General features: G+C 63.5%; 14 protein-coding genes, 1 tRNA gene and 1 pseudogene. 11 read left to right on the top strand and 5 right to left on the bottom strand.

The window, feature by feature from the left end; all coding sequences use genetic code 11:
* Positions 1-204: pseudogene (locus IQ35_RS17565) on the bottom strand (IS21 family transposase); the annotation flags it as partial.
* Between the two features lie 111 nt (positions 205-315).
* Here IQ35_RS17565 and IQ35_RS17560 point away from each other — a divergent pair.
* From IQ35_RS17560 to IQ35_RS17550, 3 genes are all read left to right on the top strand, one after another.
* The gene (locus IQ35_RS17560; RefSeq protein WP_145075351.1) at positions 316-711 is read left to right on the top strand and encodes a hypothetical protein; all 396 of its coding nucleotides are present in this window, start codon (positions 316-318) and stop codon (positions 709-711) included.
* Between the two features lie 61 nt (positions 712-772).
* The gene (locus tag IQ35_RS17555; protein WP_145075348.1) at positions 773-2,005 is read left to right on the top strand and encodes a cytochrome P450; all 1,233 of its coding nucleotides are present in this window, start codon (positions 773-775) and stop codon (positions 2,003-2,005) included.
* Entirely contained in the window at positions 2,002-2,250 is a 249-nt protein-coding gene (locus tag IQ35_RS17550; RefSeq protein ID WP_021244931.1) for a hypothetical protein, read from the top strand. Before IQ35_RS17555 ends, IQ35_RS17550 begins: the two co-directional genes overlap by 4 nt.
* Before the next feature lie 21 nt (positions 2,251-2,271).
* Here IQ35_RS17550 and IQ35_RS17545 read toward each other — a convergent pair.
* Positions 2,272-2,348 (bottom strand) — tRNA-Pro (locus tag IQ35_RS17545).
* A gap of 185 nt (positions 2,349-2,533) precedes the next feature.
* On the opposite strand from IQ35_RS17545, the gene yajC reads away from it, so the two are divergent.
* The 7 genes from yajC to IQ35_RS17510 all read left to right on the top strand — a co-directional run bounded on the left by yajC (position 2,534) and on the right by IQ35_RS17510 (position 9,295).
* On the top strand, positions 2,534-2,869 hold the full coding sequence (gene yajC, locus IQ35_RS17540) for a preprotein translocase subunit YajC (protein WP_021244932.1): 336 nt from the start codon (positions 2,534-2,536) through the stop codon (positions 2,867-2,869).
* A 7-nt stretch (positions 2,870-2,876) separates the two neighbouring features.
* On the top strand, positions 2,877-4,475 hold the full coding sequence (secD, locus tag IQ35_RS17535) for a protein translocase subunit SecD (RefSeq protein ID WP_145075345.1): 1,599 nt from the start codon (positions 2,877-2,879) through the stop codon (positions 4,473-4,475).
* Positions 4,476-4,493: 18 nt separating this feature from the next.
* Positions 4,494-5,477, top strand: coding sequence for a protein translocase subunit SecF (gene secF / locus IQ35_RS17530; RefSeq protein ID WP_021244934.1), 984 nt, complete (start codon positions 4,494-4,496; stop codon positions 5,475-5,477).
* Positions 5,478-5,533: 56 nt separating this feature from the next.
* Entirely contained in the window at positions 5,534-5,872 is a 339-nt protein-coding gene (locus IQ35_RS17525) for an Mth938-like domain-containing protein (protein WP_145075342.1), read from the top strand.
* Between the two features lie 94 nt (positions 5,873-5,966).
* Entirely contained in the window at positions 5,967-7,082 is a 1,116-nt protein-coding gene (locus IQ35_RS17520) for a Ppx/GppA phosphatase family protein (protein ID WP_145075339.1), read from the top strand.
* Entirely contained in the window at positions 7,079-7,753 is a 675-nt protein-coding gene (locus tag IQ35_RS17515; RefSeq protein ID WP_021244937.1) for an RlmE family RNA methyltransferase, read from the top strand. Before IQ35_RS17520 ends, IQ35_RS17515 begins: the two co-directional genes overlap by 4 nt.
* A gap of 33 nt (positions 7,754-7,786) precedes the next feature.
* Entirely contained in the window at positions 7,787-9,295 is a 1,509-nt protein-coding gene (locus tag IQ35_RS17510; protein ID WP_021244938.1) for a YifB family Mg chelatase-like AAA ATPase, read from the top strand.
* A gap of 136 nt (positions 9,296-9,431) precedes the next feature.
* On the opposite strand, the gene IQ35_RS17505 is transcribed toward IQ35_RS17510, so the two are convergent.
* The 3 genes from IQ35_RS17505 to IQ35_RS17495 form a co-directional block, all read right to left on the bottom strand.
* Positions 9,432-10,610 carry a M23 family metallopeptidase gene (locus IQ35_RS17505; protein ID WP_145075336.1) on the bottom strand — a complete coding sequence of 393 codons (1,179 nt, stop codon included), beginning with the start codon at positions 10,608-10,610 and terminating at the stop codon, positions 9,432-9,434.
* A 156-nt stretch (positions 10,611-10,766) separates the two neighbouring features.
* Complete coding sequence (locus IQ35_RS17500) at positions 10,767-13,043, bottom strand: putative bifunctional diguanylate cyclase/phosphodiesterase (RefSeq protein ID WP_145075333.1); 2,277 nt, start codon at positions 13,041-13,043, stop codon at positions 10,767-10,769.
* A 61-nt stretch (positions 13,044-13,104) separates the two neighbouring features.
* Positions 13,105-13,410, bottom strand: a complete 306-nt coding sequence (locus tag IQ35_RS17495) for a hypothetical protein (protein ID WP_145075330.1) — start codon at positions 13,408-13,410, stop codon at positions 13,105-13,107.
* On the opposite strand from IQ35_RS17495, the gene rpsL reads away from it, so the two are divergent.
* Entirely contained in the window at positions 13,409-13,780 is a 372-nt protein-coding gene (rpsL, locus tag IQ35_RS17490) for a 30S ribosomal protein S12 (RefSeq protein ID WP_026002556.1), read from the top strand. The two genes, IQ35_RS17495 and rpsL, sit on opposite strands and share 2 nt — an antisense overlap.
* Position 13,781: the final 1 nt, after the last annotated feature.

The following is a 13,781-nucleotide window of genomic DNA, read 5'->3' as shown; positions in this document are numbered from 1 at the left end:
CTCGATCCGCAGCCAGCCTGACAGCTTCTCCGCATACGGGTCCAGCTTGCTCGGCCGCTCGGGAACCTTGAACTGCGGCTCTACCGTGTCCGCCCGCAGGTACTTGCGGATCGTGTTGCGCGACAAACCAGTGCGCCGCTCGATCTCCCGGATCGGAACCTGCTGCCGGAAATGCCAGCGCCGGATTACACTCAATAACGCCATGTCGATCACTCCTGAATCCTCCGACCAATCAGCCAGAGGGAAGTCAAAACATGGGTCACTTCTCAGTGGAAACTTATGCCCCTCCCGGGTCAACTCTCAGTGGAAATCAACATGCTGGCAACAGCACCTAATTGCATCATTCCCCTGCCGGATACCCTGAATGACAAAGTCCAGGGCGATCCGGACACACGATATTTTAGCGGTTATTTCGATTTGCAGCCCGGCGAGGCGCTGCGTGTCGACGTCGCCATACCACCCTGCACCTACTGGATGATCCAGACGTTGACGCATTGGCTCGAGATCATACCCGGCGCCAATTATAATGGTGCCACGGCCCTTCTGTCAGGAGATGGAGCAACTTTCTGGATCTCAGCATCTGACCCCGGCCATCCCAATTGGCTGGACACGCGCGGCCGAGCGCGTGGCGCAATTTTCTTCAGAACTCTGGGCGCTACCGCGACCATCCGGCCGACAGCGCAGGTGGTAATGCTCGATCGCGCTGCCTGATCGCGAACGCGGTCGGTCGATAGCGGGGGATGGCGAAAAAAGAGCGGAGAGGAGACTGCAGATGAAACGTCCGACCGAGCACGTGCCGCCCGAACTGATATTTGACTGCCCGGTGGCCGACCGCGCCATTCATTATGACAATATCTTCGAGACGCGAATTCCAGAGGAGCATGGCAAACCTCCTATTTACTGGTGCGCGAATATCTGGGTCGATGGAAGCGGTGGATGGGTCATTCGTAAGGCTGAATATCTGAAAGAAGCGTTCAATGCCGACGACCTGTTCAGTAGCAACGACCTGACAGGTTTTGCATCGCTGATGGGCGAGAGCTGGCAGTTGGTGCCATCTGAGTTGGACGGGGCGATCCATGACGAGGCGCGCCGTTCGCTCAACGCCGAGTTTACGCCCCAGAAGATGTTTGCGCTCAATGAGCGAGTCCGGGAACGCGCACGCACCTTGATACAGCGATTTGCCGACAATGGACGGTGCGACTTCGTCGCTGAATTCGCCGTCCCTTTTCCTGTCACGATTTTTCTCGAGCTTTTCGGACTGCCTGCGGATGATTTTGATTTGTTCACCGGCTGGGGCGCATCCTTGCAGAGCCCCGAGATGGCCGTACGGAACGACGCGACCAGTGCGGTGAAGGACTATCTGATGCAGAAGCTGGCGGAGCGCCGCCGAGCCCCGCGCGATGATCTCATCAGCCATGTCTTTGCTTATCGGTTCAACGGCGCTCCGTGGACCGACGACATGATTTTCGGATATTATTTCAATATGTTCCTCGGGGGCCTCGATACTGTGGCGACCAATTTAGGGCTGCAATATCATCATCTTGCGACGCATGCGAACCATCAGGCGACACTGCGCGCCGATCCGTCCCGGATACCGCTGGCGGTCGAGGAGCTTTTGCGCGCCTATTCGGCGATCACTGTTTATCGCACGGTGACGCGGGACACCGATTTTCACGGCGTCTTTATGCGGGCAGGCGACAAGGTTGCGCTTTCCACAATGCTGGCTGCGCGCGATCCCGAAGCCTGGGATGCACCCAATGAAGTGCGCCTCGACCGAAGGCCGAGCCATCTCGCCTTCGGCAGCGGCATGCACCGTTGCATCGGCATGCATCTCGCCCGCCGCGAACTCGTAATCGCAATGGAAGAGCTGTTGTCTATGCTTCCGCCTTTCACAATCGAGCCAGGCGCCAGCATCCCCATTTTCGCCAGTTCGATCACCTCAATTCGCCAGTTGCCGTTGGTCTGGGGTGCAAGGGCCATTGCTCACCGGGAAGAGCGTCCATGATCGACCATCCCTTCACCTTTCCTATCGAGGCGAAAGCCGTCACGCCTGAGCTTCTGACTGAGGTAATGTCTGGGCGTTATCCAAATGCGGTCATTGATCGCTTCGACGTGGCCAACGCAATGCGCTATGGCGACGGCATGGTATCGACTACCGGCAGGATCGCGGGACGTCTCAATCTGTCGCTCCTGCTTCTTCGAAAACTCGCACCGTACTTGCTGAAACTAAAACGCCGTTCCCTGCGCTGAGCAAGAAACGGCGGTTTTACTTGGTCGGGACGAGAGGATTCGAACCTCCGACCCCCACACCCCCAGTGTGATGCGCTACCAGGCTGCGCTACGTCCCGACCGGAGCCGCGGCACATAGATGCATGTCGTTTAACATGCAAGGGCTTCGATCACCGCTTTTTGCGTTCTGCCCCATTCCCTAATCATATTGCCTCGCCGGTCCCGCTGTGTTAGCCGCCCGCCTTTGATCCGTGGGTGCCGCGCGCCCGCGATTGGACAAGAGAACAAGGCGAAAGTCCCACCCATGCTCATAACTCCAGCCTTTGCCCAGACCGCCGGCGGGCAAGCTTCCGGCGCTTCCATGCTGGTGCAGATGTTGCCGCTGGTCCTGATCTTCGTGGTCTTCTGGTTCCTGCTGATCCGCCCGCAGCAAAAGCGGATGAAGGATCACAAGACCAAGATCGAGGCGGTGAAGAAGGGTGATCAGGTCGTCACCGGCGGCGGCCTTGTCGGCAAGGTCGTCCGGGTCGACGACATCTATGTCGATGTCGAACTCGCGCCGGGCATGAAGGTGAAGGCCGTCAAGGGCACCCTGTCCGATGTCGTCGATCCCATGACCGCCAAGCCCGCGAACGACTGAACCCGCGATGCTGAACTTCTCGCGCTGGGCGGTCGCCGCGATCCTGCTGCCGCTGGTCATCGGCATCCTGTGCGCCGTGCCCAGCTTCCTTCCGGAACAGGCCGTCGAAAAGCTGCCCCGATTCATGCAGACTCGCGTGAATCTGGGCCTCGACCTTTCCGGCGGCAGCCACCTGCTGCTGGAAGCCTCCACCCAGGATGTCGCGAAACAGCGACTCACCAATATGGAGGAGCAGGTCCGCACCGAACTGCGCCGGGGCGATCCGCGCATCGCGGTGGGTGACATCTCCAGCCGCGACGGGAAGCTCAGCTTCATGGTCCGCGACCCCGCGCAGGTCGATGCCGCCGTCGAGCGCATCCGGCCGCTGACGCAGGGCGCGGGTCTCACCGGCCAGCGCGACTTCAATGTCGAGGTGGTGAACAGCTCCACCATCGTCATCACGCCCACCGATGCGGGCATCAACAATGCGGTCAAGAGCGCGATGGAAGTCGCGACCGAGGTCATCCGCAAGCGCATCGATGAAATGGGCACCCGCGAACCCACCATCCAGCAGCAGGGCGACAACCGCATCGTCGTGCAGGTCCCGGGCCTTCAGAACCCCAAGGCGCTGAAAGACCTTCTGGGCCAGACCGCGAAGCTTGAATTCAAGCTGGTCGACGTCACCGCCAATCCCGCCGAAGTGGCGCAGGGCCGCGCGCCCGTAGGCAGCGAAGTCCTGCCCTATCCGGATAATCCATCCCGCATGCCGGTGATCGCGGTCAAGCGGCAGGTGATGGTGTCGGGCGAGGATTTGACCGACGCGACGCAGGGCTATGACCAGAACAATCAGGCGATCGTCAACATCCGCTTCAATGGATCGGGCGGCCGTAAATTCGGGCAGGTGACATCGCAGAACGTCAATCGGCCCTTCGCCATCATCCTCGACGGCAGGGTGCTGTCCGCGCCGAACATCAATGAGCCGATTCTGGGCGGCAGCGCGCAGATCAGCGGTAATTTCACGGTCGAGAGCGCCAACCAGCTCGCCATCGCGCTACGTTCGGGCAAGCTGCCGGTCGCGCTGACGGTGGTCGAGGAACGCACGGTCGGACCGCAGCTTGGCGCCGACTCCATTCGCGCAGGCCTGATCGCCTCGGTCATCGCCGTGGTCGCCGTCGCGGCCTTCATGTTCTTCAGCTACGGACGTTTCGGCGTTTATGCGAATATCGCCGTGACCATCAACGTGCTGGTCATTCTGGGCGTGATGGGCATTCTCGGCGCGACGCTGACCCTGCCGGGCATCGCCGGTTTCGTGCTCACCATCGGCACGGCGGTGGACGCCAACGTCCTTATCTACGAGCGGATTCGCGAAGAGCGGCGACGTGGCCGGGGCGTGGTGCAGGCGATCGAATATGGCTATAAGGAAGCCAGCCGCACCATCTTCGAGGCGAACGTGACTCACGCCATTGCGGGCGGCATCATGTTGGCGCTGGGATCGGGGCCGATCAAGGGTTTTGCCATCGTGCTGCTGATCGGCATTGCTACCAGCGTGTATACGGCCGTGACCTTCACGCGTGTGCTTGCCGCCTGGTGGCTGCGCACCAAGCGCCCGACCGAAATCAACATCTGACGGGGCGGGAGAGACAATATGAAACTGCTTAAGCTCGTCCCCGACAACACCAATATCGGCTTTGTGAAGCTGCGGCACTGGGCGTTCGCGCTCACGGCGCTGCTCACTGTGCTGGCGGTCGGCGCGACGCTTCATCGCGGCCTCAATCTGGGTGTCGATTTCGTCGGCGGCCTGATGATCGAAGCCCGATTCCAGCAACCGCCCCAGCTCGACAAGGTCCGCACGACCGTCGACCGTCTGGGCGTGGGTGACGGATCGCTCCAGCAATTCGGCGATCCCAGGACGGTGCAGATCCGCCTGCCGCTCCCCGAGCAGGGCGGTGCGGGCGCGGCCAACGCCATCGTTGAAAAGGCGCGCAAGGCGATGACGGCGGAGTTCCCCGGCGTCACCTTTTCCCGGTATGACACGGTATCGGGCAAGGTGTCGGGCGAGCTGATCCGGAACGGCGTGCTGGCCGTCATGCTGGCGGTGATCGGCATCGCGATCTTTTCCTGGTTCCGCTATGAATGGCAGTTCGGCATATCGACCTTCGTCGCGATCATGCACGACGTGTTGATGACGCTCGGTTTCTTCGCCATCACCCAGTTGGAATTCGACCTCAATATCGTCGCCGCCGTGCTGACGATCGTGGGCTACTCCATCAACGACAAGATGGTGATCGACGACCGTATCCGCGAGAATATGCGGAAATACCGCAAGATGGACATGAAATCGCTCATCGACCTGTCCGTCAACGAAACGCTGCCCCGCACGGTCATGACGTCGGTCACGATCATGCTGGCGCTGGGTGCGCTGCTGCTGTTCGGCGGCCATGTGTTGCGCGGCTTCACCGCCGCCATGATGCTGGGCATCGTCGTCGGCACTTATTCGTCGGTCTATGTGTCCTCCTCGCTGCTCATCACGCTGGGCCTCACGCCGCAGGCGGGCGAGCGCAAGGAGCGCAAGTCCATCGCTGCCCAGGCTGAACGCGTGGGACCGCGCGACGACGGGGCGCGGCCCTGAACGGCAAGCGCGCCGGGATAGAGCTGCGCCGCGACGATGCGGGGCAGGGGCCGATCGTGACCGGCTTTTCCGGCCGTGGCTTCCGCGTGAAGGACGATGTTTTCCCGACCGGCCTGCTGCTCAGCCCCGTGCGGGCGCTCGCCTGGAACGATGCGCCTGGATCGGAAGCGCTGACGGTCGCGTCACTTGGCGACCTGCTCGATCTCGATCCGCGCCCGGGATTTCTCCTCCTCGGCACCGGCGCCGATCTGCGCCAGCCGCCCCGCAGCTTCGTCCGCGATCTGGAATCCAGCGGTATCGGCGTCGAAGCTATGGACAGCCGCGCCGCTGCCCGGGCATGGGGCGTGCTGCGGGCCGAGGAACGCTGGATTGTCGCGGCGCTGCTGCCTCTCTGATTCCACGCGCCTTGCGCTTTGGCTCGCATCTGCCTAGGTTCGGCATCAAGTACCGGAGCCTCCCGGCCCGGCGTTGATGAAGTGAGATACGGCCATGGTGCAGCACAGCCGCCCATCGCCGCAGAGTTCTGGCCCTGCCGGCCGTTTTTCGGGCAATCGCGCCCGCAGCGGCCCGGACAGTGGGAGCAAGGCTGCGGTCATTCCTCCCCCGTCGAAACGGGGGTCTTCCGCTCATATATCGCAGTACCGCCATGCCTATGCCGCCATTGATCTGGGCACTAACAACTGCCGCCTGCTGATCGCCAAGCCGTCATCGGACGGGTTCATCGTGGTGGACGCCTTTTCGCGGATCGTCCGTCTGGGCGAAGGACTGGCGGCGACCGGCCGCATCAGCGAGGCGGCGATAGACCGCGCCATCGCCGCGCTTTCAGTCTGCGCCGAAAAGCTGCGCCGCCGTCATGTGACGCTTGCCCGGTCGGTGGCGACCGAAGCGTGCCGCCGCGCCGCCAACGGGCAGGAATTCATCCACCGCGTCTATCGTGAAACCGGCATAGCGCTCGACATCATCAGCGCGCAGGAAGAAGCGCGGCTGGCCGTACTGGGTTGCCACGCCCTTCTGGAGCCGGGCAACGGTCCCGCACTGATCTTCGACATTGGCGGCGGATCGACCGAACTGGTGCTGGTGGATGCCAGAGGGCAGGGCGCGCCGCAGATCGTCGATTGGGTCAGCGCTCCCTGGGGCGTCGTCTCGCTGACCGAAAGCGAAGCATTCGATCATGTCGATCCCGGCGAGCGGCTGGCCGCCTATGACCGGATGCGCGCGCGGGTGTCGGAAGCTTTCTCCATCATCGCCCGCCGCCTGCCTCGCGATCAGGAAGGCATCCGGCTGCTCGGCACGTCCGGCACCGTGACCACGCTCGCCAGCCTGCACCTCGACCTGCAACGTTATGACCGGCATGTGATAGACGGCCTCATCGTTCCGTCCACCTCGATGCGCGCCATTTCCGCCCGGCTTTCCGCCATGAACCTGGCGGAGCGGCAGTTGCTGCCCTGTATCGGCACGGAGCGGGCCGATCTGGTGGTGGCGGGCTGCGCGATCCTCGAATCGATCCTCGACATCTGGCCGGCCGAGCGGCTCGGCGTCGCGGACCGGGGCATTCGCGAGGGCATATTACGGAGCCTGATGGAACGCGGCGGAGGCATGATGTGAGGGGCGCGGGCGCAGGCAAGATCCGGGTCAAGTCGGCGAAGGGGCGCACCGCGCAATCGACACGCTGGCTGGAGCGGCATCTGAACGATCCCTATGTTCGCAAGGCCAAGGCCGAAGGATGGCGCAGCCGCGCCGCCTTCAAGCTGATCGAACTGGACGAGAAATTCCATTTCGTGAAGGGATCGCGCGCCGTGGTCGATCTGGGCGTCGCGCCGGGCGGCTGGGCGCAGGTGGTGCGGAAACTCAGCCCCAAGGCGAAGGTGGTGGGCATTGACCTGCTGCCGACCGACCCCATTCCCGGCGTCAGCCTGTTCGAAATGGACTTCATGGACGACAAGGCGCCGGACCTGCTGCGGGAAGCGCTGGGCGAAGCGCCCGACCTTGTGATTTCCGACATGGCGGCGAACACGGTCGGTCATCCGCAGACCGACCATTTGCGGACCATGGCGCTGGTGGAGGCCGCGGCATGGTTCGCGGTCGAAAATCTTCGTAAGGGCGGCACTTTCGTCGCGAAGGTCTTCGCGGGCGGCACCGACGCGGACTTGCTCGCCGTGCTGAAAAAGCATTTCACGACGATCAAACATGCGAAACCCCCTGCGAGCCGCAAGGGCAGCGTCGAATGGTATGTCGTCGCTCAGGGGTTCAAGGGGCGGTCCGAAGAGCAGGGCTGAAACGGCAATCGGAAAAGGGCAGGGGGAGGCTCTTTGGTTTCCACGGTATCGACAGTGGCCTATCTCGGGCTGGAGGCGCGCGGCGTCGAGGTGCAGTGCCAGCTTGTGCCCGGCCTGCCAAATTTCATCGTCGTCGGCCTGCCCGACAAGGCGGTGGCCGAAAGCCGCGAGCGCGTCCGCAACGCCATCGCCGCCATCGGCCTCTCGCTCCCTCCCAAGCGGATCACGGTCAACCTCTCGCCCGCCGACCTGCCGAAGGAAGGATCGCATTTCGACCTGCCCATCGCGCTGGCCCTGCTGGGCGCGATGGGCGTGATCGATGCGGAGACGCTGGCGGGCTATGTGGTGGTCGGTGAACTCAGCCTCGACGGACGGGTTGCGCCGACGCCCGGCGTGCTGCTCGCCGCGCTGCATGCGGGCGAGCGGGACATGGGCCTCGTCTGCCCCGTCGCGCAGGGATCGGAAGCGGCCTGGGCGGGACAGGTCGAAGTCGTCGCCGCACCCGATCTCCTGGGCCTCCTCAATCATTTCAAGGGCACGGCGGCGCTGACGCCGCCGCAACCCGGCGCGGTGGAGCCGCCCGCGCGCGCCGCCGATCTCAAACAGGTGAAGGGACAGGAAACCGCCAAGCGTGCCCTGGAGATCGCAGCGGCGGGCGGACATAACCTGTTGATGACGGGTCCTCCGGGCGCGGGCAAGTCGCTGATGGCCAGTTGCCTGCCCGGCATCCTCCCCGAACTGACGCCGGGCGAAGCGCTCGAAACCTCCATGGTGGCGAGCGTGGCGGGCATGTTGGAGGGCGGCCGGATCAGCCGCGCGCGCCCCTTCCGCGCGCCGCATCACAGCGCTTCCATGGCCGCGCTGGTCGGCGGCGGTCTGCGCGCCCGGCCCGGCGAAGTCAGCATGGCGCATCTGGGCGTATTGTTCCTTGACGAGTTGCCGGAATTTCAGCGCGCGGTGCTCGATTCCCTGCGCCAGCCGCTCGAAACCGGCGAAGTCACCGTGGCGCGTGCCAATGCCCATGTCACCTTTCCGGCGCGGGTACAGCTTATCGCCGCCATGAATCCCTGCCGTTGTGGGCATCTGGGCGATCCCGCGCTTGCCTGCTCGCGGGCGCCGCGCTGCGCGTCGGATTATCAGGCGAAGGTGTCGGGACCGCTGCTCGATCGCATCGACCTGCATGTCGAGGTGCAGGCGGTGACGGCGGCCGATCTGGTCCTCCCGCCCCCCGCCGAAGGCTCCACTGAAGTCGCCGCGCGTGTCGCCGCCGCTCGCGCGGTGCAGACGGGGCGCTATGCCGGAACGCGCACCCGCACCAATGCGGAGGTGGATGGCGAAAAGCTGGAAGAGGTGGCGGGTCCGGATGAGGCGGGGCGGCAATTGCTGGCCCAGGCCGCCGCCGCGATGAAGCTGTCCGCACGCGGCTATACCCGTGTGCTCCGCGTCGCCCGCACCATCGCCGACCTTGCCGGAGCTGATCGGGTAGGCCGCGTGCATGTCGCCGAAGCGCTCAGCTATCGCCGCCGCCCGCCGGTGAACTGAGCGTTGGGAAGCGGAGGAGCGCTGGCGCACACTGTTGGAACTAAGCCTCGCTCCCCTCTCCCGCTTGCAGGGGGTGGAGTGAGTCGGCGCGACATCTGTTCATGGCCGCATTCGGTCAATGACGCGGGTCTATTCCTCAGCTTCGGCCATTGATATCGGCGAAGCGCGCCTTGGCGATCTGCTGGACCTGAAGAACATCCCGCCGCGCCTCCAGGAAACGGCGCGGATTGATGGGCCGATCGTTCAGGCGCACTTCGAAATGCAGATGTGTGCCGGTCGAGCGGCCCGTCGATCCCATCCGCGCGATCGTGTCTCCACGGGCCACGATCTGTCCGACGCGGCTCGAAAAGCCGGAAAGATGGGCATAGCGGGTCATCAGGCCGTTGCCATGTTCGACTTCGACCACATTGCCATAGCCCTGCCGCTGGCCGACATGGACCACCTTGCCTTTCGCCGCCGCCAATATGGGCTGACCATCGCGGCCGGGGAAATCCATTCCCGCATGAAAGGCGGCGTGGCCGTTGAATGGATCCCGGCGATAACCGTAGGAACTGGTTTCCATCGGCGCAGCCGTCGGCTTGCCCGAAGGGATCGCGACGAGGCTGCTTTCCAGAGTCTCCATGCGGGATAGCGCGCTTGCCAGCCGGGCTAGTTCCCTGGGCATGGCCTCGCGTTCGCCGGGCCAGGGTACGAAAGGGCCGCCCTGCGCCCGCGCGGCGCGGCGGTTGAAGGAATCGGGATTGAGGCCGAAGCTGCGGATGGCGTCGGCGGCCTTGTCCGCGCGCCGTTCGACCGCCGTGGCGAGCAGAAGCGCAAACCGCCGTTGCCGCGTATCGATCATTCGCAGCGGAGCCGCTTCCGGGGCCATGCTGATTTTCGCGGTGCTTTCGGAACGCGTATCCTCTTTCGTCGCGGAATCGGAGGTGCCGAGCACGCGATCCGACAGCGATCCTTCTCCGGCGCCGAAATGCGTCCGATAGAGGTCGTCCATGAAATCCTGGCGCGCTTCCAGATCCTGAGCCAGTTCTTCCACGGACTTGCGATAATGGTCTACCTTATTCGCTTCATCGGCCACGGCCTTGCCCTGCCGGGCCAGGAGGGCGCGGTCATGGGCCATGGTGGCCAGCGTGGCGATGAGCGCGCCCAATCCGATCAGCACGGCGAACAATGCCGTCCCAGCGCTCAGTTGCGCGCGCCGGGAAATGCGGACGAACCTGACCTTGCCGCCCGAGCGCAGGAAAATCTCCCGCTCCGGGCAAAAGGCCGCAAGCCGTTCCCGGAGGGAAGTCCTCCCCTTCTTCTTTCGATGCGACAATTGGACCCCACGCGATTCTACTGACGAGGAGGGGTGCGCTAGCAAGAAGAGTCCCGTTTGCGCGAATCCGTCATTGCGGACTCATGACAAGGCGAAAGGCAGGCGGGACGAAAAGAGCAAAGCCGTTCGGTTCCTTCATTGCAGGAAATTCCGTGCTCAGTTCGATGATCGGCTGCGGTCGATTCGCTGCAATTCGGAAATGCGGGACGCGGGAAGCGCTGCGCCGAACAGGAAGCCCTGTCCAAAATGACATCCGCCCGCGCGCAGATAGGCAAGCTGGCTTTCATTTTCGACCCCTTCGGCCACCGTTTGGATACCCAGGCTGTATGCCAGGTTCAGCACGGCGCGCACGATGGCCGCGTCGTCGGGATCGGTTTCGAGATCGCGGATGAAGCAGCGGTCGATTTTGATGATATCGATCGGAAACTGCTTGAGATGGGAGAGGGAGGCATAGCCCGTGCCGAAATCGTCCAGCGCGATGGAAATGCCGGCGGCGCTCAATCGCCGGAGATTATGTTCCACGACTTCGGCGTTGCGGCCCAGGAATACCGATTCCGTCACTTCCAGCTCGATACGCCGGGGTGGTACGCTGTTTTCCGACAATCGGGCCAGAAAGCGGTCCGGAAAGGCCCGGTCATGCAATTCCACGCCGGGAAGGTTGACGGCGACATGACCGAAATCGATGCCTCTTTCTTCCCAGGCGCGACAGTCGGCCAATATGCCTTCCAGCATCTTGTCCGTCAGCAGGCGGCCCAGTTCGGGATGTTCGAATGCCGCCGCGATGTCGCCCGGCATCAGGATGGAGCCGTCGGGCTGCACGCAGCGCAGCAACGCTTCAAAGCCGATCACCTTGCCGTTGGCGAGGTCCACCTTGGGTTGATACCATGGAGTCGGCGGCGTGTGGACCAGCGCATGGCGCGCACGCTCCAGCATCCGCGCTTCCCGTTCCCAGCTTTCCAGCAGACCCGTTTCGAACAGGCAGGCCCGTCCGCGCCCCGCGTTCTTGGCTTCGTAAAGGGCGATGTCGGCATGTTTCATCAGGTCGGCGACATCGTCCGCATGGTCCGGGAACAGGGCGACACCTATGCTCGCGCGACATTCGATCTCTCGTTCTCCATGGCGCAACGGCGCGTGAAGCCGCATGGCCATGCGGGCAAGGATGCTGTCCAGGTCGCGCCGGTCGCCCGTGCGGGTGATGAGCACCGCGAATTCATCGCCTCCCATGCGCGCGACCAGGTCGCCGGGGCGGACCGCGGCGCGCAATCTTCGACCCACGGCGCAAAGCAGCGCATCGCCGGCGTCATGCCCGGAACTGTCGTTGATCCGCTTGAACTCGTCGACGTCGATCAACGCCACCGCCATCCGGCCGCCCGAGCTGCGGGTCGCTTCGCTCGCCTGGGTGAGCGCCGCCATGAAATGAGAGCGATTGGCCAGCCCCGTCAGCGCATCGGTCATCGCCAGTTGCGCCAGATGCCGTTCGGCATTCTTCCGATCGGTGATCTCCACGATGCTGGACAATGTGCAGTCTTCCCCGGCGATCATCACCGGCCGCGAGGAATAGAGGATATCGCGCAAAATGCCTCCGGCGTCCGCTATCCGGCATTCGATGTGATCGGCATGGCCGCCGGCCTGGATATAGTCGAGCAGGCGGATAGAAGGCATATCGTCTTCGATCATCCAGATAGGCCGGAAATCCCCCTCCCTGCCCAATGTGCGCCCAGCGGCCTCATTATGGCGCAGGACAGTGCCGTCGCCGCGCGTGACCAGCAGGGGAACGGGAACCGTCATGAACATGCGCTCCAGCGTTGCGCTGCTGTTCGCCAGCGCGGCGCGGGCGTCCTGCGCCTCCCGCGTGGCGATCCATTGCTGCCGCTGGGCGCGGTTGGAGCGTGCGATTGCGATCCACATGCCGCAATGCAGGATCAGCATTGCCATGATCATCCCCGGCATGGTCGGGGAAAAAGGCGCGGGCGCCAGATATCCGACCAGAAGCGCCGTGCCGCACGCCATCCCCCCGCCCATATTGCCGCGAAAGCTGGTCGGGACCGCGAGGTAGAAAACGGTCGGCAGCATGACCAGAACGAAGATGGCGATGTCGCTGCGGGAAGATACGAGAAACGCGACCCCGATCGCGGTGATCGCCTGCCACAGGAAGCACAAGCGCTCGACCGCCCTGAAACTCGTCATGGAACGCGCCAGGCCCAGGCAAAGCAGGGAACCCAGTATCACGGCGATGCGCGCCGGGACCGCAATTTCGAAATGGGGCGTCCCCGCGAAGCGCCAGTCGCTGGACAGGAACAATGTGTTGAGCAAGACCGAAAAGAGAAAAAGCCGGCGCGCCTGCCGACGCGATTCGGGCAGGCGGCAGGCCTGGAAGGACGCTTCCTGTGCGCGGCTCCTGAATTCGCCGGAAAGGAGGAGAATATCTTTCACATCATGTCCATGACCGGCAGCACCGGCGTTCCGTAACGGCAAGCATGGGCAGGAAAGCTTATCAATTTCCTAAGATGTTGTTCACCATGCCGCTTTTCCTCGGCAGGAAATGGCGGGAACCGCCCGTGGCTTGACCGGCAAGGCGCGCATCGCTATAGGCGCGCCAGCCCAGCGGCCTGCGGCGGGAGGACTCGTCTTTTTTCCACATTCGCCGGGCGAACACAGAGCTGAACATTGCCGGGTGCTCTTGCGGCTCCAGGGGGCGTTGCCCACCGGGGCCTTTGCTGTTTGGAGATTGCTTCTCCCTGCGGCCTGGAACGCGGGAGTGCGCGCGGTAAAGTAACTGAAAAAAGGTGAAGGGCTTCATGCCAACAATCAACCAGCTGGTCCGCAAGGGCCGCGAACCGCAGAAGGCCAAGTCGAAGGTCCCTGCAATGGATGCCAACCCGCAAAAGCGCGGCGTTTGCACCCGCGTCTACACAACGACCCCGAAGAAGCCGAACTCGGCTCTCCGCAAGGTGGCGAAGGTGCGTCTGGTCAATCAGCGCGAAGTCATCACCTACATTCCGGGTGAAGGCCACAACCTTCAGGAGCACAGCGTCGTGCTGATCCGCGGCGGCCGCGTACGCGACCTTCCCGGTGTGCGTTATCACGTGCTGCGCGGCGTTCTGGATACCCAGGGCGTCAAGGACCGTAAGCAGAGCCGTTCGAAGTACGGCGCGAAGCGTCCGAAGTAAG

The organism is Sphingobium wenxiniae (genome assembly GCF_007830065.1).
GTDB classification, from domain to species: Bacteria; Pseudomonadota; Alphaproteobacteria; order Sphingomonadales; family Sphingomonadaceae; genus Sphingobium; species Sphingobium wenxiniae.
This window is presented reverse-complemented; position numbering and strand designations above follow the sequence as displayed.